Annotated in this window: 18 protein-coding genes and 3 pseudogenes; 12 read left to right on the top strand and 9 right to left on the bottom strand. The window is 45.6% G+C overall.

The annotated features are described in order from the left end of the window. Nucleotides 1-34 precede the first annotated feature (34 nt). From KW548_08560 to KW548_08550, 3 genes are all read left to right on the top strand, one after another. A complete protein-coding gene (locus tag KW548_08560) occupies nucleotides 35-331 on the top strand; it encodes a YciI family protein (GenBank protein QXX05328.1) in 297 nt (98 codons plus the stop codon). A 1-nt stretch (nucleotide 332) separates the two neighbouring features. Continuing rightward, nucleotides 333-731, top strand: coding sequence for a GspS/AspS pilotin family protein (locus KW548_08555; protein ID QXX05327.1), 399 nt, complete (start codon nucleotides 333-335; stop codon nucleotides 729-731). Between the two features lie 336 nt (nucleotides 732-1067). Further along, nucleotides 1068-1289, top strand: a complete 222-nt coding sequence (locus tag KW548_08550) for a hypothetical protein (protein QXX05326.1) — start codon at nucleotides 1068-1070, stop codon at nucleotides 1287-1289. 72 nt (nucleotides 1290-1361) lie between these two features. On the opposite strand, the gene KW548_08545 is transcribed toward KW548_08550, so the two are convergent. Further along, entirely contained in the window at nucleotides 1362-1610 is a 249-nt protein-coding gene (locus KW548_08545; protein ID QXX05325.1) for a DUF1289 domain-containing protein, read from the bottom strand. 214 nt (nucleotides 1611-1824) lie between these two features. On the opposite strand from KW548_08545, the gene KW548_08540 reads away from it, so the two are divergent. The 5 genes and pseudogenes from KW548_08540 (at nucleotide 1825) to KW548_08520 (ending at nucleotide 6568) form a co-directional block, all read left to right on the top strand. Then, nucleotides 1825-2271: an META domain-containing protein gene (locus KW548_08540; protein QXX05324.1), complete on the top strand. Its 447-nt coding sequence runs from the start codon at nucleotides 1825-1827 to the stop codon at nucleotides 2269-2271. 204 nt (nucleotides 2272-2475) lie between these two features. Continuing rightward, nucleotides 2476-3617: pseudogene (locus KW548_08535) on the top strand (ABC transporter substrate-binding protein). Nucleotides 3618-3644: 27 nt separating this feature from the next. Next, nucleotides 3645-5354 (top strand): thiamine ABC transporter permease, encoded by a 1710-nt coding sequence (locus KW548_08530; GenBank protein ID QXX05323.1) that lies wholly within the window; start codon nucleotides 3645-3647, stop codon nucleotides 5352-5354. Then, nucleotides 5320-5970, top strand: a complete 651-nt coding sequence (locus KW548_08525) for an ATP-binding cassette domain-containing protein (protein ID QXX05322.1) — start codon at nucleotides 5320-5322, stop codon at nucleotides 5968-5970. Before KW548_08530 ends, KW548_08525 begins: the two co-directional genes overlap by 35 nt. Beyond that, a complete protein-coding gene (locus KW548_08520) occupies nucleotides 5963-6568 on the top strand; it encodes a CDP-alcohol phosphatidyltransferase family protein (GenBank protein ID QXX05321.1) in 606 nt (201 codons plus the stop codon). The genes KW548_08525 and KW548_08520 overlap by 8 nt, the downstream gene beginning before the upstream one ends. A 30-nt stretch (nucleotides 6569-6598) precedes the next feature. On the opposite strand, the gene KW548_08515 is transcribed toward KW548_08520, so the two are convergent. The 4 genes and pseudogenes from KW548_08515 to KW548_08500 all read right to left on the bottom strand — a co-directional run bounded on the left by KW548_08515 (nucleotide 6599) and on the right by KW548_08500 (nucleotide 10032). Then, nucleotides 6599-6748, bottom strand: a complete 150-nt coding sequence (locus KW548_08515) for a hypothetical protein (protein QXX05320.1) — start codon at nucleotides 6746-6748, stop codon at nucleotides 6599-6601. A 91-nt stretch (nucleotides 6749-6839) separates the two neighbouring features. Beyond that, nucleotides 6840-7772, bottom strand: a complete 933-nt coding sequence (locus KW548_08510) for a class I SAM-dependent methyltransferase (protein QXX07945.1) — start codon at nucleotides 7770-7772, stop codon at nucleotides 6840-6842. Between the two features lie 10 nt (nucleotides 7773-7782). Beyond that, the gene (locus tag KW548_08505; GenBank protein QXX07944.1) at nucleotides 7783-8478 is read right to left on the bottom strand and encodes a TIGR01621 family pseudouridine synthase; all 696 of its coding nucleotides are present in this window, start codon (nucleotides 8476-8478) and stop codon (nucleotides 7783-7785) included. A 122-nt stretch (nucleotides 8479-8600) separates the two neighbouring features. Next, a pseudogene (locus tag KW548_08500) lies at nucleotides 8601-10032 on the bottom strand (sodium-dependent transporter). A 404-nt stretch (nucleotides 10033-10436) separates the two neighbouring features. Between KW548_08500 and cls the strand changes: the two are divergent. From cls to KW548_08480, 4 genes are all read left to right on the top strand, one after another. Then, nucleotides 10437-11891, top strand: coding sequence for a cardiolipin synthase (gene cls, locus KW548_08495; protein QXX07943.1), 1455 nt, complete (start codon nucleotides 10437-10439; stop codon nucleotides 11889-11891). A gap of 87 nt (nucleotides 11892-11978) precedes the next feature. Then, nucleotides 11979-13184, top strand: a complete 1206-nt coding sequence (locus tag KW548_08490; GenBank protein ID QXX07942.1) for a cystathionine beta-lyase — start codon at nucleotides 11979-11981, stop codon at nucleotides 13182-13184. 241 nt (nucleotides 13185-13425) lie between these two features. Further along, entirely contained in the window at nucleotides 13426-14346 is a 921-nt protein-coding gene (locus KW548_08485) for a triacylglycerol lipase (GenBank protein QXX08016.1), read from the top strand. A gap of 10 nt (nucleotides 14347-14356) precedes the next feature. Beyond that, nucleotides 14357-15214, top strand: coding sequence for a lipase secretion chaperone (locus KW548_08480; protein QXX07941.1), 858 nt, complete (start codon nucleotides 14357-14359; stop codon nucleotides 15212-15214). Nucleotides 15215-15235: 21 nt separating this feature from the next. Here the strand turns inward: KW548_08480 and KW548_08475 are convergent, their stop codons facing one another. The 4 genes and pseudogenes from KW548_08475 to KW548_08460 form a co-directional block, all read right to left on the bottom strand. Continuing rightward, on the bottom strand, nucleotides 15236-15796 hold the full coding sequence (locus tag KW548_08475) for a DNA-3-methyladenine glycosylase I (GenBank protein QXX07940.1): 561 nt from the start codon (nucleotides 15794-15796) through the stop codon (nucleotides 15236-15238). 61 nt (nucleotides 15797-15857) lie between these two features. Then, nucleotides 15858-18958 (bottom strand): annotated as a pseudogene (locus KW548_08470) (efflux RND transporter permease subunit). Continuing rightward, on the bottom strand, nucleotides 18951-20036 hold the full coding sequence (locus tag KW548_08465) for an efflux RND transporter periplasmic adaptor subunit (GenBank protein ID QXX07939.1): 1086 nt from the start codon (nucleotides 20034-20036) through the stop codon (nucleotides 18951-18953). The pseudogene KW548_08470 and the gene KW548_08465 overlap by 8 nt, the downstream one beginning before the upstream one ends. Before the next feature lies 1 nt (nucleotide 20037). After that, nucleotides 20038-21069, bottom strand: coding sequence for an efflux RND transporter periplasmic adaptor subunit (locus KW548_08460; protein ID QXX07938.1), 1032 nt, complete (start codon nucleotides 21067-21069; stop codon nucleotides 20038-20040). Nucleotides 21070-21071: the final 2 nt, after the last annotated feature.

Genomic DNA, 21071 nt, shown 5'->3' with positions numbered 1-21071 from the left:
CTTAGTAGCTTATTTATTATAAGGACATCTATACATGTGGTATGTAATTTTCTCTCAAGACGTTGAAAACTCGTTGGAAAAACGTTTAAGTGCTCGCCCTGCTCATCTAGAGCGCCTGCAAAAGTTACAAGATGAGGGCAGACTACTAACCGCTGGCCCGATGCCAGCCATTGATTCGGACAACCCTGGCGAAGCTGGTTTTACAGGCTCTACGGTGATTGCTGAGTTCGAATCCCTTGAACAGGCTCAGAACTGGGCCGATGCGGATCCTTATATTGAAGCAGGTGTCTACGAAAAAGTGATCGTCAAACCTTTCAAGAAAGTATTTTAAGATGAAATTAAAGATTGCCTTAGCTGCGCTCTCTGCTGTTCTTATGGCAGGCTGTACATCACCAGAGGGAGACAAGCAACGACAGCTGGAGCTACTCGCTAGCAACCGTGCCAGTTTATTGGCTTCAGAGTTGCCGATGGAAGCCGGTCCACTTTCTATCATGAGAGCCAGTGCAAAAGGCCCGTTCATAGAAATCATGATGGTATACAACCAAGATGCCCAAGGCGCCAAACCCATCCAGCAAGTGCTTCGCCAAAGCATCAACACATACTGTACCAATCCTGATACCAAAAGTAATTTGGATGTCGGTTTAGGTTATCGATTGAAAATGCGCAACAGCCGCGGACAGTTAATGGTGGACGAAATCGTAACTAAGCAGACTTGCCAAGCCAGACCTTAGCACGCTTTTCGCCCAGTAATTACCCCTAAGACCTCGCAATGCGGGGTCTTATTTATTGAAGCATTTGCTCACTTCCTCTTGCCCCTCCATTTAATAAAAACTCAGTTGCATACGAAGCATATGATAAAAATGAAGTTTTTATGACAACTAAATTACATTATAAAATAGACAAAAACCTCTAAGTGCTTATCGATAATCAAAATAATCAACCCCAATACGTGTATTTAATCGCCATAAAAAAGAGAGATAATCTTTAATCTTGTGTTCTCACATTGACGCTTACCTAATCGCCTTCTAACTTTTCATATTAGTGTTACTACCAAGGAGGATTCCCCAATGAAGCGCGCAAGCAATTCCTACCGCCTGCAACTAATAAAAGAAGTCGCTACCCGGCAAGAGCGACTCAACTGCGGGGATCCCATGGCTAACTATATTCAAGGATTATTAGACTCCAAGTCTGATTCTGAACTACATACAGAAAAGCATTATCGCTTTAGCGGCAATCACTTCGACGAGCATGTTGGCGGCTGGGTTAGTGACAAGTGGGGGTTAAAATAACCAGTGACATGAGGGGTATAAACAAGAGGGTATACTTCTCACCTTGGCGTTTGTTTAAAGTGTCTAAAGCAATCAAAAAAGGTCTTGCTGAGGACTTTGGGGACCCGAGTCTGCTTGCTGTTCAACTTTGGCACCGAGTCTTTTCCGACGATAGCGCTGGCGACATAGTTTAATAATGTGCAATTGCTCGGCAGGGGTAAAAGTAAGCCAATTAAAGCGCTCTTCACGCTTGCGCATACAGCCCTTACAGTAGCCTTTTTCATCTACTGTGCATACGCCTACACAGGGGCTCGGGACGACAAAAAATTCTAGCTGCTCCATATGTGCCTCTTCAATCGTTTTCTCAGCTACCCTTTACGCACCTATAACCACTTTATCGCATCCACAATTGAATAAAGTTCAATCACTTCCATTGTGTGACTACAAACAAACTATGACCTTAACCTGACAAGAACAGTGGTTTATAACCTATACTTTGTGCCATTAAAGTCGGCAAAGTGTCGATTGATGTTTCTATATTTCGGAGTTCATTACTATGAAGTTTAGCCCAAAAATATTACTTGCTGCCGTCACTGTACCGTTTGTTATGACGGCTTGCGCAAGCAATGGAGGCGATGTGAAGCAAATAACTGTTCAGGACCTTCAACATCACAACTGGGAACTGGTGAGTATTGATGGAAAAGAAATCAAACTGGAAGGCCACCAAAAACGACCTCGCCTAGAATTGGGCGAAAAAATGATGGCCAACGGCAACGCTGGTTGTAACAATTACTTTGGTCAAGCTGAACTCAAGGATAACCAGTTCCGCATCGAAAAAATGGGCATGACGATGAAAATGTGTATGGGTGACGCGATGGATTTAGAGCGGTCATTCTCGACAACGCTCGCTGAATGGAGCGACATATCCCTGACCAACGAAGGCATGGTACTTAAAAATGACCTTCATACTCTGACTTTCAAGCTAAGTGATTGGAAAAACTAATCACCCGCAAGGATAAACGAAAGCAGTCGATTGATGGCTGCTTTTTTGTTGCCCGTAGCAAAAGAGAACAAATCTCATACAACCCGTCTACCATTCCTTCAAATACATAAAAAAATTAAATTTTTTCAGTCATAATGAATGAAAAGCATGGATAGCACGGTCTATCACAAAACTTATAGATTCATTCAAAGGGTAAGGACAACCATGAAAAGGCTGATCACTTTCATCTCTGCTGCACTTCTGTCTGTCGGAGTCACGGCACAAGACAATTGGCAACAAGTAACAGAGCAAGCAAAAGGACAAACCGTGTACTTCCATGCTTGGGGTGGCAGTCAAGAAATCAACAACTATCTGCGCTGGGCAGATAAACAATTGCAATCACAATATGGTGTGACGCTAAAACATGTCAAAGTCACGGATATCGCCGAAACCACAACTCGCTTAATTGCAGAGAAAGCAGCCGGCAAGAACACTGGCGGCAGTGTTGATATGGTATGGATAAATGGTGAAAACTTCAAATCAATGAAGAACAACCAACTGCTTTTCGGCCCTTTTGTCGAACGTTTACCGAGTTGGCAAAAAGTCGATAAGTCCTTGCCCGTTGATAGTGATTTCTCAGAGCCTACTGAAGGATTAGAAGCACCTTGGGGGTAGGCCAGTTGGTATTCATCCACGATAAGATGACGCTCAACAACCCTCCAGCATCGTATGCTGAAATGCTCAGCTACGCCAAAGCATTTCCCAACAAATTGAGCTACCCTCGCCCACCCGCATTCCATGGCACCAGTTTTCTTAAAGCCGTATTAATCGAACTGACCGCTAATGATCCGTCTCTAGCCAAACCAGTTGAACAAGTCGATTTCAATGCTGTCACTGCGCCTTTGTGGAAGTACCTAGATGAATTTCACAAAGTCGCATGGCGCCAAGGCAAACAATTCCCGGCAAGCTCTGCTGAAACAGTTCAATTGCTCGACGATGGGCAGTTGGATTTAGCCATCACGTTTAATCCAAACTCAGTTTATTCCGCACAGGCGAATGGTAATCTGGCCGAAAGTACCACTGTGTACGCCATGGATGGAGGCGCTTTGTCGAACATACATTTCCTAGCGATTCCATGGAATGCGAATGCGACAGAAGGTGCATTAGTCGCTATTAATTTTCTTTTAAGCCCTGAAGCGCAATCACGCAAAGGCGATGTGTCTATCTGGGGCGATCCATCGGTACTTGAAAATCAATACCTGACAGGAAGTGCAAAGAAAACGACCTTGTTTAAATCCGTTGCCGAACCACACCCTAGCTGGCAGGCTGCTCTGGAAGCAGAATGGCAAAAACGCTACGGTAATTAAGAACAATCGTTAAGTTACGAGAGCCAGATGTTAAGAGCTGCGTACATAGTATTAATTTTGCTTTGCATTGCACCAACAATCCCCGGATTAGTTGGTGTAATGCTCTCATCATTTGGCTACGTTCCTCCTGTTGGCCTGTTCAATTTCTCACTCAGCAGCTATCAGCAGTTTTTCGAATGGCCTGGGATCAAGCACTCTATTGGGCTGACTTTATTCAGTTCGATAGTAAGTACTTATCTTTCTTGCTTAATCTGCTTTGCCATTCTTCAAAGCCTTTGGTTAGACCGCCATTGGCGTAAAGTTGAAGCACTGCTGTCACCTTTACTAGCAATGCCTCACGTTGCTTTCGCGATTGGATTTGCTTTTCTATTCGCCCCAACCGGTATGGTTGCACGCTTGCTAGCACAAACCTTAGGTATTGACGTCGACACACATGAAGTAACTTGGTTAGTCCATGACCCTTATGCACTGGGGTTAGCCATGGCACTTTCATTTAAAGAAGTACCATTTTTGCTACTCATGAGCATTCCCGTTTTGCAGCAGATTAAAATCGACAAATTGTATCAAGTCAGCTCCTCTCTGGGGTACTCACCCGCACAAATGTGGTGGAAGTCGGTCTTCCCTCTTTGGTTAGTAAGAATGCGCTTCGCTTTGTTTGCCGTGATGGCTTATGGCGTTTCCGTGGTCGATTTGAGTTTGATCTTGGGCCCAACCAATCCACCTACTTTGGCCGTATTAGTCTGGCAGTGGTTTAACGATCCGGACTTATCCCTTATCCCTCGTGCGGCATCAGGTGCAGTTATGCTGTTTGTGTTAGCCAGTTTACTTTTAGTCTTAATCGTGTTGGTCGAAAAACTACTCGTCGGTCACTTTGGTCAATGGCAATACTCAGGTCGAAGAGGGTTTAATCTCCCCGGGAAAACGCTGTTTACCTTCTCGGCCATTTTAGCCGGCGTCATGTTTCCACTAATGTTGATCTGGAGTTTCGCTCATCGATGGCGCTTTCCGGACCTGCTCCCAACCCGATATAGTGACCGCTTTTGGAGCAATGAGTGGCTCAATATATTACCGACGATTAACCAAAGTTTGATCATTGCTGCCGTCACCGCTTGTTTTGCTGTGATATTAGGCGTTGTGGCTCAGGAAAGTCGTCTCCGTTTTCGCTTGCATTTGCCAGGTTATGTCATTGCTTTACCTATGCTTATCCCGCAGCTTTCTATCTTATTTGGTATCCAGATAACCACTCTCTACTTGTCCGGTGACGCCTATTACGTTTGGGTTATCTGGTCACACGTGTTCTTCGCGTTTCCATTTGTGTACTTAGCACTGGATGGCCCTTGGCAAAGCTATGACAACAACTATACTCGAGCAGCATTAAGCCTTGGGAAAACACCTCTTTTTGTTTTTTTTCACATTAAGGTTAAGTTGTTGCTGCCTGCCATCTTGTACGCGTGGGCTGTCGGAGCCAGTGTGAGCTTGGCGCAATATCTACCCACTTTGATGCTCGGTGGAGGCAGGATTGCAACCGTGACCACGGAAGCTGTCGCTCTTTCGAGTGGCTTCGATCGACGTGTTACTGCCATCTACGCGATTTGGCAAGCCATCTTGCCATTTGTATTCTTTGTCTCTGCCATCCTCATTGGTAGATTCGCATTGAGACAACCTGATTATCAACAACAAACGAACAAGGATGCCCTTACACATGACGCTGTCCCTAGAAAGCCTCGCCATCCATAAAACCAACGGTGAAGCCCTATTCTCTGATTTGAATATATCCGTTTCAGCGCAGGAAGTCGTTTGTCTAATGGGCCCCAGTGGATGTGGGAAATCAACCTTGTTGAGCTTAATTGCAGGGCATATGAGTAGCGAGTTTGTCCATTCTGGACACGTGCTACTGAATGGCATTAACTTGGCTGAACTTGAACCCCATCAGCGACAAGTTGGAATTCTGTTTCAGGATGATTTGCTATTTCCACATCTAAACGTGTGGCAAAATCTCGCTTTTGCCCTTCCTAACTCAATCAAAGGCGATGAAAGACGCCATCAAGCTATAACTGCATTGAACAAGGTTGAGCTCTCACAACTCTCGGACTCTTTTCCTGACCAGATCTCCGGCGGCCAACGTGCGCGTGTCAGCTTACTCAGAATGCTGCTGGCCAAGCCTAAACTGGCGCTGTTGGATGAACCATTTAGCAAACTGGATAAAGAACTTAGAACACAGTTTCGTGACTGGGTCATCGCTCAACTGGAAGAAGCAAACATTCCTACTCTGATGGTGACACATGACAGGGATGATGTTCCTGAGAATGGGCGGATATTGAGTTGGCCGTGGGAGACGACTCATCATGCTTGATAGATTTAGTATCAAAATCATTCGTTCTCCTTTGGCCATTGCAGCCGCTGGATTGGATAAACTCGGTGTGACCGCAAACCAAACGACGCTAAGTGGTTTTCTTCTTGGGTGTCTGGCGTTTCCCGCTCTGTGCTTTGAGCAATACGAGCTGGCACTTGTGTTGATCGTTATTAACCGAGTGTTTGATGGTTTGGATGGCGCGTTAGCTCGGCGTCAAGGCATCACAGATGCCGGTGGGTTCCTCGATATAAGCCTCGACTTCCTGTTTTACTCTCTGATCCCATTTGGCTTTGTGGTTGCTAATCCAGAGCAAAACGCGGTAGCGGGCGCCTTTCTCATTTTCTCATTCATTGGTACTGGCTGCAGTTTTCTTGCTTTTGCCGTCATGGCAGGGAAGCGCGGAATTGAGAATCCTGTTTATAAAAACAAATCCCTTTATTATATGAGTGGGCTGACTGAGGGCACTGAAACCATAGCGTGTTTCATTGCGTTTTGTCTTTTTCCGCAGCACTTTGCCATCATTGCATACCTGTTTGGTACAGCCTGCTGGTTCACGACCTTTACTCGCATCTATTCAGGTTTCCATACCCTGAAATAGACATTAAAAAAGGTCGCTTAGCGACCTTTTTTAGAAGACAAAATTGATCAACACTGCGACCAACAATCCGGACAAGAAACTCGGAACATGAAACTGACGTTTCGGCATAGATTGGTATTCCAATGCAGGCTCTTCCTGAAATGTTTTCTTTGTTAATTCCTTGGTGTAGTCATTCTGCAACTGCATTCTCCCAACTGAAGTGAATCTGACTTCAGCATAGAAGCTCAAGTTAAGTTGAGGTCAAGATGGAATGACAAAGATTTCAGTGCACTTAGCGAAACAGCATCACTTTAAGCGCCGCTTCACTATCAACATCAGCAAATTCTGGCGGATTATCTAACCGTTGAACAAAGCTCAGTTCTGGCGCTTCTTCCTTCATGCTTTCAATCAAGAAATCACTACTAACCTGAGGAGAATTCACACATGCAAGCACTTCGCCCTTATCAGTGAGTAACTCAGGCAAACGACGCAAAATTCTCTTGTAGTCTTTGGTTAGCGCAAAGCTGCCTTTTTGAAATGAAGGTGGATCGATGATGACTAGATCATAAGGTCCGGATCTTTTGATTTTCCCCCAAGACTTGAATATGTCGTAAGCGAGAAATTTCACTTGATTAAGGTTGTGCTCGTTCAATCTATGGTTATCTCGCCCTTTCGACAATGATGACCTTGCCATGTCGACATTCACTACTTGATCAGCACCACCATCAATAGCCGCAACAGAGAATCCACAGGTATAAGCAAATAAGTTAAGAACATTTTTATGTTTAGCATGCTGCTGAACCCACTCTCGACCTAGGCGCATATCGAGAAACAAACCAAAGTTCTGGTTGCGACCAATATCGAGTTGGTACTTCAGTCCTGACTCAACCACAATAGGTTTAGTGTTCAGTTCACCGATAAGCACTTCCGATGGCACACCTTCGCTGTATCTATGCTGGATAACCGCACATTTAACACCTTTCTCCTGCCATAGCGCAGTCTCAGATAGCTCATGCAATCCCTGTTTGAGCTGCTCAAGAAACGCGTCGTCAACACTCTTGAAGATATTGATCAGCAATTGGCAATCGACCCAATCACACGTGATCTGCTCTAAACCTTGGTATACACGGCCTCGACCATGAAATAAACGCCTAACTTCATTGGAAGTACTCGCTAACTGTTTCGTAATGTGAGCAAAGAATGTTGGAAGTTGTTCAACCTGCATACTGGTTCCTTTATTTTTTGATTTTCGGCCATGAAAGCTCCCAAGGTTTCAACCAAGCATTGATTCCTTGGCTGACAATTTCCTGCCGCCACTTATCGCCAAGCAGAGTATTTTCTCTCGGGTCACAAACAAACTGGAATGCTTTTTCATGAAACTCGAACCCTAGTGCAAATGCATGGAGGTAACCTCGGTCTGATTGACTGGTAGGGGTATAAATCGCATCTCCGACGATAGGTGAACCGACCGACTTTAGTGCCACCCTGATTTGATGCGTTTTACCTGTATGGAGCTTGCACAAGAACAAACGCTCTCCCGGTTCCGCGCTAGCTGAAAGAAACTGCGTGATCGCCGGATTTGAATGAGAGTTGGTCAGTTTCCATGCCGAGCGACGCGAACGCTCCATATCACCACTGACAAGCCCTTGTTTCTTTTTAGGCTTCTTACTACCAATCGCCAAATAGAATTTCTCCACACGACGTTGAGCAAATTGTGCCGATAACTCACTTGCAGCCGCAGCGTTGCGCGCAAGCAAAAGAAGCCCAGAAGTCATCTTATCCAATCGATGCACAAGGTAGAGCTGCTCATCTCCAGTAAATAATGCCACTTCATGTAGCAACATGGTTTCGCCATCATCTTTATGAACTGAAACATTGGGGTGTTTGTTAATGACGACAAAGTCTGAGTGAGAAAAAACGATATCAAACATAGAGGGCTCCACTTTGGACGCATGAGTATACCTGTTACGCGATTGAATTCCATAAGTAGATAAGCAAATAAAAACGGGAAGCCATACTGGCTTCCCGTTTATGCTCTTGTCTGGATTCAGCGTTACAGTTTCTTAGAGAAGAGACCAGCAAGCGCAATGATCCCAATACCCAGTAACATGATTTCTCCTTTGCCACTATCGAAGCCAGACTTAATGCCCATGTAAGCAACGATTGCGATAGCAACAGGAATAACGAATTTCACTAGGTTGTACCATAGACCAAATAGAGGGAAAGGTACTTTACCGTCGTTAGTGATTTCTTTCTCAAGCTCGGCACGACTTAGACGCCAGCCCGCAAAGATACATACCAGCATTCCACCAACGGCTAGGAAGATCTTGTCAGTCAGTAAGTCGAAAATGTCGAATGCACCCGAACCAAACAGAGTTGGACCTACACCATTCAGAGATAGAGAAGCAAACACACACAGTGCCGCCATGACTGAGCTGGCTGCGATTACCGCTATTGGTCGTTTCATACCTTTCTCATCGATTAGGTAAGAAACCACCACTTCAAGCAATGAAACTGACGATGTTAATGCTGCAACAGTGAGACCGATAAAAAACAGCAGCGCGAAAATAAGGCCAATAACACCACCCATTTCAGCGAACAGCTGAGGAACAACAACAAACACTAAACCAGGACCGGCTGCGGGCTCCATACCAAATGCGAACATCGCTGGGAACATAGCCACACCAGCTAGGATAGCAACACCCGTATCCATTGCTGTCACCATGCCCGTCGTCTGAACTAGATTCTCTTTCTTCTTCAGGTAAGAACCGTATGTCATCATACAACCCATACCGAGACTTAGTGAGAAAAACGCCTGACCTAGTGCAGCCAATACGACATTGCTATTCACTTTGGAAAAATCTGGCATAAATAGAAACTCTAAACCGGCCATTGCACCTGGCAGCATTAAGCCTTTTACCGATACAACGATCAGGATGAGGAATAGCAGTGGCATCAGAATCTTGCCCGCCTTTTCGATACCGCCAGAAATACCTTTAATTACGATAGCGATGTTAAACATCAGGTAAATACCCATCCACATCAATGGCTGGAAAGGGTCAGAAATAAAACCATCAAAACTATCGCCAATCGCTTCTGGCGTATTGAGTAGTCCACCACCAACTTTAAAGATGTATGCCAGTGCCCAACCGCCTACTACTGGGTAGAAACCCATGATAAGCAAGCCACTGAAAACACCGATGACACCAGCAAATGTCCAATGACGATCGGTAGACTTAAACGCACCGACTGCAGATAAACCTGTCTTACGGCCAATAGCGAACTCTGTCAACATAACGCTAAAACCGATAAAAATAACAAAAATCAGATAGATAGCGACGAACGCACCGCCGCCACTCTCACCTGCTGTGTAAGGAAACTTCCATATATTGCCCAAACCTACAGCAGAACCTGCTGCGGCCATTACGAAGCCTAATTTAGACCCCCCATGTATCACGGGGCTTTGCACTTGTACTGGTAGCCACGGTTACTCCATTAATAAATTCATTAGTTGTGTTTGCTAGGTTAGGCGTCGAAAAGTTGAGTGTGCATTTTTATTTACACCTTTTAGAATTCTGAGTGACCCTAACATTGTGGCAAGTAAAGCAGTTTGGGAGTAAAATTGGAACCCCAAAAATTATAAATTCCCACCACGACACGGTATAGCATGCTTAAATGCTGCTTTTTTAATCAAAATCCTCCTCTTTTATCTACAATTTACATTTTCATAACATAATAATTCTATTTCTGATATTTATCTAACCACTTATGTCACATTACTCATAACAACATTTAGCAACGAAATTTTGTTGTCGGCGCTGTGAACTGGATTTAATATCTAAGCTAGCCATCCACTACGCACAACCAATTGATTTATTCAGGAAATTGAATGGAAAAGTTCTATCACTTCCTCACATTAGCAGGCATTGTCTTTTACTGGATTCTAGTTGCAGGAGTGACTTTGCGCGTCGTTCTGAAACGGAGAGCCGTTAGCGTCTCTCTCGCATGGCTAATGATCATCTACATCATCCCCATTGTTGGGGTCGGATGCTACTTCCTATTTGGTGAATTGAATCTCGGGCGGAAAAGAGCAGAACGCGCAAAAGAGATGTTTGCTCCTTTCGCTCAATGGTTTTCCAGTCTTAATGAATGCCATGCACATGATACCAAGAGCTTTGGACGCCACATTTCTCGCATTGATGAGTTGTGCAACAATCGCTTGGGCCTGCCAGCCTTGAGTGGCAATACCCTGTCTCTTCAGAGTTCACCGACTGAAATACTCCACTCCATCATTAATGATATTGAGAGTGCGCAAACAAGCGTAAGAATGGTTTTTTACATCTGGCATCCGGGTGGACTTGCCGATTCAGTCGCCTCCGCACTAATAAGGGCTGCAAAGCGTGGAGTGGACGTCAAACTGCTTCTCGACTCAGCAGGCAGCCCACGCTTCTTCCGCAGTCCGTGGCTCAAGATGATGCAAACCGCTGGTGTGGAAGTAGTGCAAGCATTGGAAGTGAGTCCTTGGCGTATTTTTCTGCGTCGCCTCGATCTCCGTCAACACCGCAAGATCATCGTTATAGATGACAATATTGGCTATACAGGTTCAATGAACCTCGTTGACCCAGCTTTCTTCAAACAAGAGTCAGGTGTCGGACAATGGATCGATATGATGGTCCGTGTCACTGGCCCAACCGTAAATGTTCTTTCTGCTATCCACTGCTGGGATTGGGAAGTGGAAACTGGCTCTCGTTCACTCCCTCAGCTACCAGAATGCCGGCTGGATCCAAATGAACCTCAACATCCAGTGCAAGTTGTGCCTTCTGGGCCAGGGATGCCTGAGCATCTGATCTCACAGGTGCTGACACTCGCGATTAATCAGGCTAATCAATCCGTGAGGATAACCACTCCCTATTTCGTACCCAGTGCAGATCTACTCGAAACCCTCAAAATGACGGCGCAAAGAGGCATTTCCGTTGAACTGATTATCCCGCACAAAAACGATTCACTGATGGTCCAATGGGCTTCGAGGGCGTTTTATGCTGAGTTGATGGAAGCTGGTGTAGAAATTTACGAGTTTTATGGTGGCCTATTGCATACCAAATCGGTTGTTATTGACCAACAGTTCTGTTTAGTAGGAACCGTTAATATGGACATGCGCAGCCTTTGGCTTAATTTTGAGCTCACATTAGCTATTGATGACGAAGCATTCACTAAAGAGATGTATTGGCTTCAAGAGAATTATATGCAAACCTCCCACCAAGTGAAGTTAGAGGAATGGAAAAAGCGCTCTCTATATTCACGTTTCTTAGAGCGTACTTACTACCTATTTAACCCACTCCTGTAATCTGTTATTTCTTACTCTTGCCCCTCTTGCTATTCATGCGTTGCCATGTTTTAAATAGAGCAACGCATTTTCAGGTAAGGACTTCCAATGTCAGAAGGCAAGCAAACAAGACTCGTCACCGCAGGTCGTGATGAAAAATGGACCAATGGTGTCGTTAATCCCCCCGTTCAACGAGCTTCTACTGTCGTATTTAATACGGTTGCTGAAAAACACCATGCAACCGTTAACCGCGCAAACAAAACACTCTTTTATGGCCGTCGCGGCACCAACACTCACTTTGCTTTCCAAGATGCAATGGTTGAAGTTGAAGGCGGCGCAGGTTGTGCTTTATACCCTTGTGGCACAGCGGCGATTTCAAACGCGATTCTCTCTTTTGTCGAGTCGGGTGATCATATTCTTATGGTTGATACCTGCTATGAACCAACCCGCGACTTCTGTGACAAGATCATGAAGAAGATGGGAGTAGAAACCACCTATTACGACCCTGTGATTGGAGAAGGTATTCGCGATTTGGTTCAGCCTAATACCAAAGTACTTTTTCTAGAATCACCTGGCTCTATCACTATGGAAGTACAAGACGTTCCGACCTTAGCCAAGATCGCTCACGAACATGACATCATTGTAATGCTCGACAATACTTGGGCTGCTGGTGTGAATTTCTCGCCTTTTAAACATGGTGTTGATATTTCTATTCAAGCGGCGACTAAGTATATTGTTGGCCACTCGGATGTCATGTTAGGCACTGCCATCGCCAACGAAAAGCATTGGGATCAACTGCGTGAGCAAAGCTACCTGATGGGTCAATGTGTGTCGCCGGATGATGCTTATTTAGGGCTTCGCGGTATCCGCACACTAGATGTCCGACTGCGCCAACATGCTGAAAATAGCCTTAAGGTTGCCCAGTGGTTACAAAGTCGACCTGAAGTCGATCACGTGCGACACCCAGCTTTAGAAAGCTGTCCCGGTCATGAGTTTTACCAGCGAGATTTCAATGGCGGTAATGGCCTGTTTTCATTTGTACTCAAAACCAGCTACCCACGGGCTACTACAGCACTACTTGATGGAATGAAGCATTTCAGTATGGGCTATTCTTGGGGAGGTTTTGAAAGCTTAATTCTGGCAAACGAACCAAAAAGCTTCAACAGCTTGAGAACCGTTGCCAATCCAAACTTCGATGGCACGTTGATCCGCCTGCATATCGGTTTGGAGAATGTTGAGGATCTGATCGCTGACCTTGAGCGAGGTTTTGAACGCTACAACTCACTCATTTTAGAGCAGTCCGCGACGGCTTAACGCTAGCCAATTCAATCAAGCCCCTGACTCAGGGGCTTGTTTTTAAATTAATGATATTATTGAACATTTTATCAATTAAAAATGTTATTAATATGTTAATTGATTGTGTTGTTTTGTATCTCCAATTCACAATTCTATTGCTTACTGTCCATTCAAATTTCGTATAGATCAGTTTCTGCTCTACTGTTTAGTTACTCATCAGAGGTCAAACCAGAAGGAGCTAATTTTGAAACACAAACTGATACTTGCTGTGCTCTGTATTTTCAGTTTAGGGCTATCAGCAACAACCAGCGCATCCGGTGCTAGTGGTTACACTCAAACTCAACACCCCATCGTGCTAGTTCACGGGTTATTCGGCTTTGATACTTTGGCAGGCGTTGACTACTTCTACGGTATTCCTCACGCATTGACCAAAGATGGTGCAAAGGTGTACGTCGCCCAAGTTTCCGCGACCAATAGCTCGGAAGTTCGAGGAGAGCAGTTGCTTGAACAAGTGGAAACTTTACTTTCAGCAACAGGCGCAGCAAAAGTGAACCTAGTCGGACATAGCCACGGTGGTCCTACTGCGCGTTACGTGGCATCTGTCAGACCTGATCTTGTCGCTTCTGTCACCAGTATCGGCGGTGTCAACAAAGGCTCTAAAGTCGCTGATCTCGTTCGTGGTACCGTACCGGAAGGATCGGGGTTAGAGGCCTTGGCAGTCAAACTAGCCGAAGGACTAACGACATTGATTAATCTGTTGTCTGGTGGTGGCGACCTCGACCAAGATCCTCTTGCTTCATTGGATGCATTGACGACTGAAGGTTCACTTGCATTCAACCAACACTACCCTGAAGGTATTCCTACTACTGAATGTGGCAACGGTGAATTACTCGCTGATAATGGGGTCTATTACTACTCTTGGACAGGTTCCTCTACCTTTACCAATATCTTCGACCCAACAGATGCCGCAATGACCATTCTAGGCTTAGCATTCAATGAGCCTAATGATGGGCTGGTTGGGGCTTGTAGCACTCACTTAGGTCAGGTTATTCGTGACGACTACAAAATGAATCATTTGGACGAGATCAATGGCTTGCTAGGTATCCACCATTTATTCGAAACCGATCCTGTTACCCTTTATCGCCAGCATGCCAATCGCCTGAAACTTCAAGGTTTATAGGAACGACAAGATGAAAAAGACCGCTCTAATAACAACAGTGATGATCGCCTCGATGAGTCTTGGAGCGGTCTATTTTGTCAATCAAGAAGACGGCGAAACTGTGATTAACCAATCACAATCTCAAAGAGATACCCAGATCGATACCTCCTCAAGTCGAGACTTGTTTGATTACGCGCTAAGCAGCTTAGGTGAACAAGAGTTAGACCAAATTAAAGCTCAGATACAAAGCTTTCCTAAAGACCAACCAGGTCTAGTCGTCGATGAAGCACTCTTCGAGACCTATTTACAATACAAAACCGAACTTGCAACTTTAGAGTCTTTTACCTCACTTAAAATCACCCTAGCCGATCTAGAACAATTGCATCGGCAGATTATGGCGCTACAAAGCCAGTATTTTACTGACGAACAGATACAGACATTGTTTGGTGAAGAAAATAGATTACGCCAGCTCGCGATCGATAAACTCGCGATAGCCAATCAAAACTTGGATGCGGAGTCAAAAGCGCAATGGTTAGAAGAGACCTTAGCCGACCAACCTGACTATATTCAGCAAGCAGAACGCAACAATCAGCTCATTATCGGGCTTAACCAATCGGCTCAAATGGATGAACAAAACAAACATTTGACGCGCGTAGAGTTAGTCGGGGAAGAAGCGGCAGAGAGGCTTGATAAACTAGACGCCAAACGTGAAAAGTTTAATACTCAGCTCGGCAGCTACTTGCAGCAAAGAAGCGTAATCCTTTCTAACAACACCTTATCGGACGATGACAAGCAATCTCAAATCGCATATCTGAGAGAACAAAGTTTCGACGCTGTGCAATGGCGAAGAATCGAGGCATTAGAACGCATCCATGATCAAAATTTGTAGTCGTAGGATGCGTCTAAGCAGTCAATACTTGGGTTTCTTAGGACAACTCACCAGGTGGTCATCGACCATGCCAACCGCCTGCATAAACGCGTAGCAAATGGTCTCGCCCACAAATTTGAAGCCTTTCTTTTTCAGGAATTTGCTCATGGCTTTTGACTGCTCTGTCGAGGCTGGCACTTCGCTCATCTCTTGCCACTGGTTGACCCTAGGCTTGCCATCCACAAACTGCCATAACGCCTGTGATAAGCTACCGTATTCTTCGATCAGCGCTTTCGCGGCTCGCGCATTACTGAACACGGATTTAATTTTGCCTCTGTGCTTAACCACATCATAATTTTCAACAATATACTCAGCGTGCTCGTCCTCATACGCCGCTAATGTATCCAGATCATAGTCTGCAAAGGCTTGTCGGTAGCCTTCGCGTTTTTTTAGGATGGTGATCCAACTCAATCCTGCTTGGGCTCCCTCTAAAGTAATAAACTCGAACAATACCGTATCGTCATAAACGGGAACACCCCATTCTTTATCGTGGTATTCACGCTCAAGCTCATGATTCATCGCCCATGCGCAAGTGGTATCCATTGCTTTCTCCTCAAATAAAACGCCCCCGACAAAGTCAGGGGCGTCTTCGATCTTAGTTGATTCAGTTTGGCACTTTCACTTTGTGAAAGATACGATACAACACTGGCACGACAATAAGTGTCAGTACGGTCGCAAATCCCAAACCAAACATGATGGTCACTGCCATTGGTTTAAAGAATATATCCGGTAGCAGCGGAATCATGCCCAGAATCGTGGTAATAGCAGCCATACAAACTGGACGTACACGGCTCAGAGAAGCGTCCACGACGGCCAGATATGGGTCTTTGCCTGACTTCATTTCGATTTCTATCTGATCAAGCAGTACGATACCGTTTTTGAGCAACATACCCGATAAGCTGAGGAAACCGAGTAATGCCATAAAGCCAAACGGAGTGTTTAATGCCAGCAAACCGGTTGTCACACCAATAATGGCGAGCGGAACAGTTAGCCATACGATCAAAGGCTCTTTCACAGTATTAAACAGGAACACCGTCACTAGGAACATGAACAGATAACCCATCGGCATGGTCGTGAACAACGACGCTTGCGCATCACCAGATGACTCGTATTCGCCCCCCACTCCAACTTATAGCCTGGCGGAAGTTCAATCTCCTCAATCTGAGGCTGCAAACGCTTCTGCAAGGTTGCTGCCGTCTCTTCGCCAAGCAAGTCGGGATCAGCCATCACTGTCAGCATGCGTTTTCGGTTCTTACGCACGATGATTGGGTCTTCCCAACGCATGTCGTAACCTAGCGTCACTTGCTGCAGTGGAATGTATTCGCTTAACGCCGGACTCCAAATTTTCATCCCTTCAATATTGCGAATATCCACACGTTCTTCTTCTGGTAACCGCGCCACAATAGGCATAAGCGTTGTACCATCACGATACACACCAACGGATTTTCCGGAAAATGACATCGCGAGAAATTCGTCCACATCTGACTTAGTGATACCATAACGTCGAGCCTGACCTTCGTTAAACTGTGGTTCCAGCACTTTAGTACGCTCGCGCCAGTCATGGCGGATGTTGGTCGCACCTGGGTCAGCATGCATGATGTCTTCAACTTGCTTCGCAATGGTTCTCAATACGGTCGGATCGGAACCGATCACACGAGCTTCTATCTTCGCGCCGCCGCCCGGGCCCAATTCAATTTGCTTAAGCTTATAATTGATTTCCGGGAACCCTTTTTCGACGTGAGCTCGGAAATCAGACATCAACTTAGCTAATTGGTCATAGCTCTCAACCCGGGTCGTGATCTCACCATACGCCGAATAACTCTTCTCTGGAGCGTAAGTAAGCATGAAGCGTTGTAAGCCTTTACCCGCTGTGGTCGTAATGTGCTCAACACCATCTTGCTCGGACAACCAAGACTCTAATGCCTTCAGCTTTGTGTTGGTTGCTCGAATATCTGTCCCTTCCGGAAGCCAGATGTCCGCTTGAAATATTGGCGTTGTAGACGATGGGAAGAATGACTGCTTAACGAAAGTGAAGCCGTAGATACTGACTACCAAGCCAGCAATCATCACAGCAACCGTCAACCAAGCACGCTTCATACAAAACTCAAGGAAGCCCTTGTAAAGCACGAATATCATGCCGTTATATGGATCGCTGTCTTCTCCGCCACCTTTCATTTTTTGCCCTTTAAAGAAGATATCGGCAAAGAACGGCGTCAGAGAAATCGCAGTAAACCAGCTGAGCATGAGAGAAATTAGGAGCACGGTAAATAGAGTGCCACAGTATTCGCCCGTTGCATCCTCAGACAGTCCAATAGGCGCAAACGCGGTAACAGCAATGACTGTCGCACCCAGCAACGGCCACTTGGTTTGAGTCACAATGTCAGTAGCCGCCTGCATTCGCGTTCGGCCTTTTTGCGTCCCTATCAGTATCCCTTCGACCACTACGATGGCGTTATCCACCAGCATACCGAGAGCGATAACCAGTGCACCAAGCGAAATACGCTGTAAGTCGATGGCAAAATACTTCATGAAGATGAAGGTGCCCAATACGGTGAGCAACAAGATCAAGCCAATAAGTAAGCCTGAGCGCAGCCCCATAAAGAACAGCAGGACGATAATGACGATCGCCACAGCCTGTCCGAGGCTCACCACAAAACCACTGACTGATTTATCCACTTCTTTTGGCTGACTATAGATTTCAGAAATACCAACGCCGACAGGTTGCTGGTACTTGAGCTCTGCGAGGCGGCGATCAAAGCGTTTACCCACTTCAACCACGTTAACACCTTGAGCAAACGAGACGCCTACGTTCAATGCCAATGAACCGTTGAAGGTAATAATGTTGTCCGGAACGTCAATATATCCCCGCTTAATTTCGGCAACATCACGAAGATAAATCAGTCCCTGAGCACCACTCTCCGTGATGATCAAGTCACCCAGTTGATCGACATTCTCAAACTCACCCGTCGGTTGAATACGTATATACTCACTACCAACCCGAATAGCGCCGGCATCAGAAACCACGTTTTGAGTCGACAACAGGTTAAACACTGTGTTGGGTGCCAAACCCAAACTGCTCAAACGCTTCATTGAAATTTCGATGAAGACTTGCTCTTGTTGCTGACCAGAAACAGAGACCTTACTCACACCATCGATCAGCTCCAGTTCACGCCTTAAATAGTCGACGTAATCGAGCAGCTCTTTGTAACTGTACCCTTCTCCGGTTACAGCGAGCAAAATACCGTAAACATCACCAAAGTCATCAATCACCGACGGATCATTCACTCCCGGAGGAAGCTGCCCTTTCAGATCATTTACCTTACGGCGCAACTCATCCCAGATTTGCGGTAAATCGTCTGGGCCGTAGTTGTTCTTCATTGTCACCGTGATTTGAGATAACCCACGACTAGAAATCGAGTTTATCTCATCAACATACGTAAGCTGCTGAATCGCTTTTTCGATCGGATAGGTCACCTCTTCTTCGACTTGTTGAGGCGTCGCTCCAGGGTAAGAAGTCACGACCATGGCGTCTTTAATAGTGAAGGCAGGATCTTCCAAACGACCTAAGCCGAAGAACGCTGCTACCCCACCAATCAAAAAGATCAGTGAAATCATCCAACTGATGACACGATTGCGAATAAAATACGCGGCGATACCTGTTATCTCTTCGTCTTTGAGAGACGGTTGATTATTTTGCTCAGTCATTGCCTGCCTCCTGATGTACGATTTCAACCTTCATCCCTTCCCTTAAACGAGAAATGCCCGCCACTATTACCTGCTGTTGACTTTCAAGGCCATCAAGAATTTGCAAATCATTTTTGGTCACTTTACCAACCGTTACTGCTTGTTTAGAAACAGTGTTGCCATCGTCTAAAACCCAGACATATTTGTTCGAACGGCCAATATCGTCGCCATCAGCATTGAACACAGCTTCAATAGGTACCAATACACCAGCGTTCAAGCTGAGGCCTACGTCATCACCTTCAGATGTCACTTCAACCGCCATACCGTCCAAAATAAACTCTTCATCAGGCATGAGAAGTGACAGGGTCACGGTAAATGTACCAGTGGCAGGATCTGGCTCGGTGGTGAATTCTTTTATGGAAGCTGAATATTCATTTCCACTTGGTACTTTCACCAAAGCTTGAATACGTGACAAGGTTTCGGGATCCGGTTGATTGACATACAGTCGATCCGGCAACTGAATCAGGACTTCAACATTTTCGAGGCTATGAATATTAACAACCTGCTGCCCAACCTGAACATTTTCAAACTGATCAACACTGACGCGGGAGATAATGCCATCCACGGGAGCAAGCAACTCGGTGAAAGAGAGCCTTAGCTGGGCTAGCCTTAACTCTGCAAAGGCAATCTGTCGATTTGCAGCAATTTCATCGAACTGAGATTTCGCTAACAAGCCTTTGTCGACTAAAGGTTTCGACCGCTTGTACTGGCTATCAACCACGCTGTACTTTGCCGAGGCATTGTCAACAGCCAGTTTATAATCCGTAGGGTCTAGCTTGGCTAACACATCACCCTTCTTAACTTGGTCACCTTCTTTAACATTGAGCTCACTGATTTCTCCTGCAACACGGAAACTGAGATGTGAGCGTTCTGCGGCATTGGCCACTGCAGGGAAATACAAATTGTCGCCTTGTGTTCCACTGCCTACTTCCATGACTTTTACTTTAGGTAAACCAAAATCCACATACTGATTTTCAGCACCACAGCCAGCAAGAATTGCAGCTGTGGAAAGCATACTCAGGCTAATCCAGTGCTTCATATTACAACCCTCGCTCCTTGACCCACTCTCTCACTTTGATACCAGGCTCAATTCCGCTGACACCAGAGATAATGATACGGTCACCATCATTTAAGCCACTTTTCACCTGACGTTTGTCGTTTAAAACAATCGCGGCTTTCTCAACCACGCCTGTCTGACCGACACGCCACACGCAGGTTTTGCCGTTTTCTTCGAAGATAGCGGCACTAGGGATTCGAGTCGCTCCGGTTGCATCCACTTTGACATGCACCTCACCCGCCATACCAGGAAGAATACCGATGTCGGTTGGACGTTCCATTACCATTGTGACTTTGTATGAACCTGTTTTAGGATCGGCTTCAGTATCGACTTCTTGGAAAGTGAGTTCGTAACTATTCTCTGGGAAAGCATCAAACTTCATCGTAGCGGTAAGGTTGATACCACTCGCGAAACGATTAAGTAAATGATCTGGAAGCTGGAATTGCACCTTCATCAGCTGATTAGTCTGGATGTTCATCACGCCTTCTTTAGCCGCAATATATTCATAGTTCTCAGCGGGAATGATCGAGATAGTGCCATCATATGGCGCAACTAATTTGGTATAACGCAGATTGGCGCGCGCTTGTTCTAAAGTCGCTTTTGCCGAATTGTGGTTGGCTTTGGCTTGATCAAAGTCTTGCTCAGAAACGACTTTATCAACGCGAAGCTTTTTATAACGTTCATATTGAACGTCGGCCAGACGATATTGCGCCTCAGCTTGTTTGGCCAACAACGAATATTCGTCTGGGTTTAAAGAAGCTAGTACTTCACCTTTAGTTACAGGTTGACCTGAAAGCACATCGATAGATTGAAGTTGACCCGGGACTCGGAAAGCTAAAACGGCTTTATCACCAGCTTCAGATGTGGCGGGAAAATGTCTTTCAAACTGAGCGTTGCCAACTGAAACAGTAAAGAGTTTTGCAGGTCTGGAGTCGGGTTCAGGGACAGGAGGGAGCTCCTTACCACAGCCGCTTAGGGTTGCAGCCATGGCGAGAAGCACGAGATTCTTGTGCATAG

Origin of the sequence: Vibrio neptunius (genome assembly GCA_019339365.1) — a bacterium.
In the GTDB taxonomy this organism is placed as follows: Bacteria; Pseudomonadota; Gammaproteobacteria; order Enterobacterales; family Vibrionaceae; genus Vibrio; species Vibrio neptunius.
The sequence above is the reverse complement of the archived record's forward strand: the minus strand, read 5'-3'. Positions and strand labels throughout refer to the sequence as shown.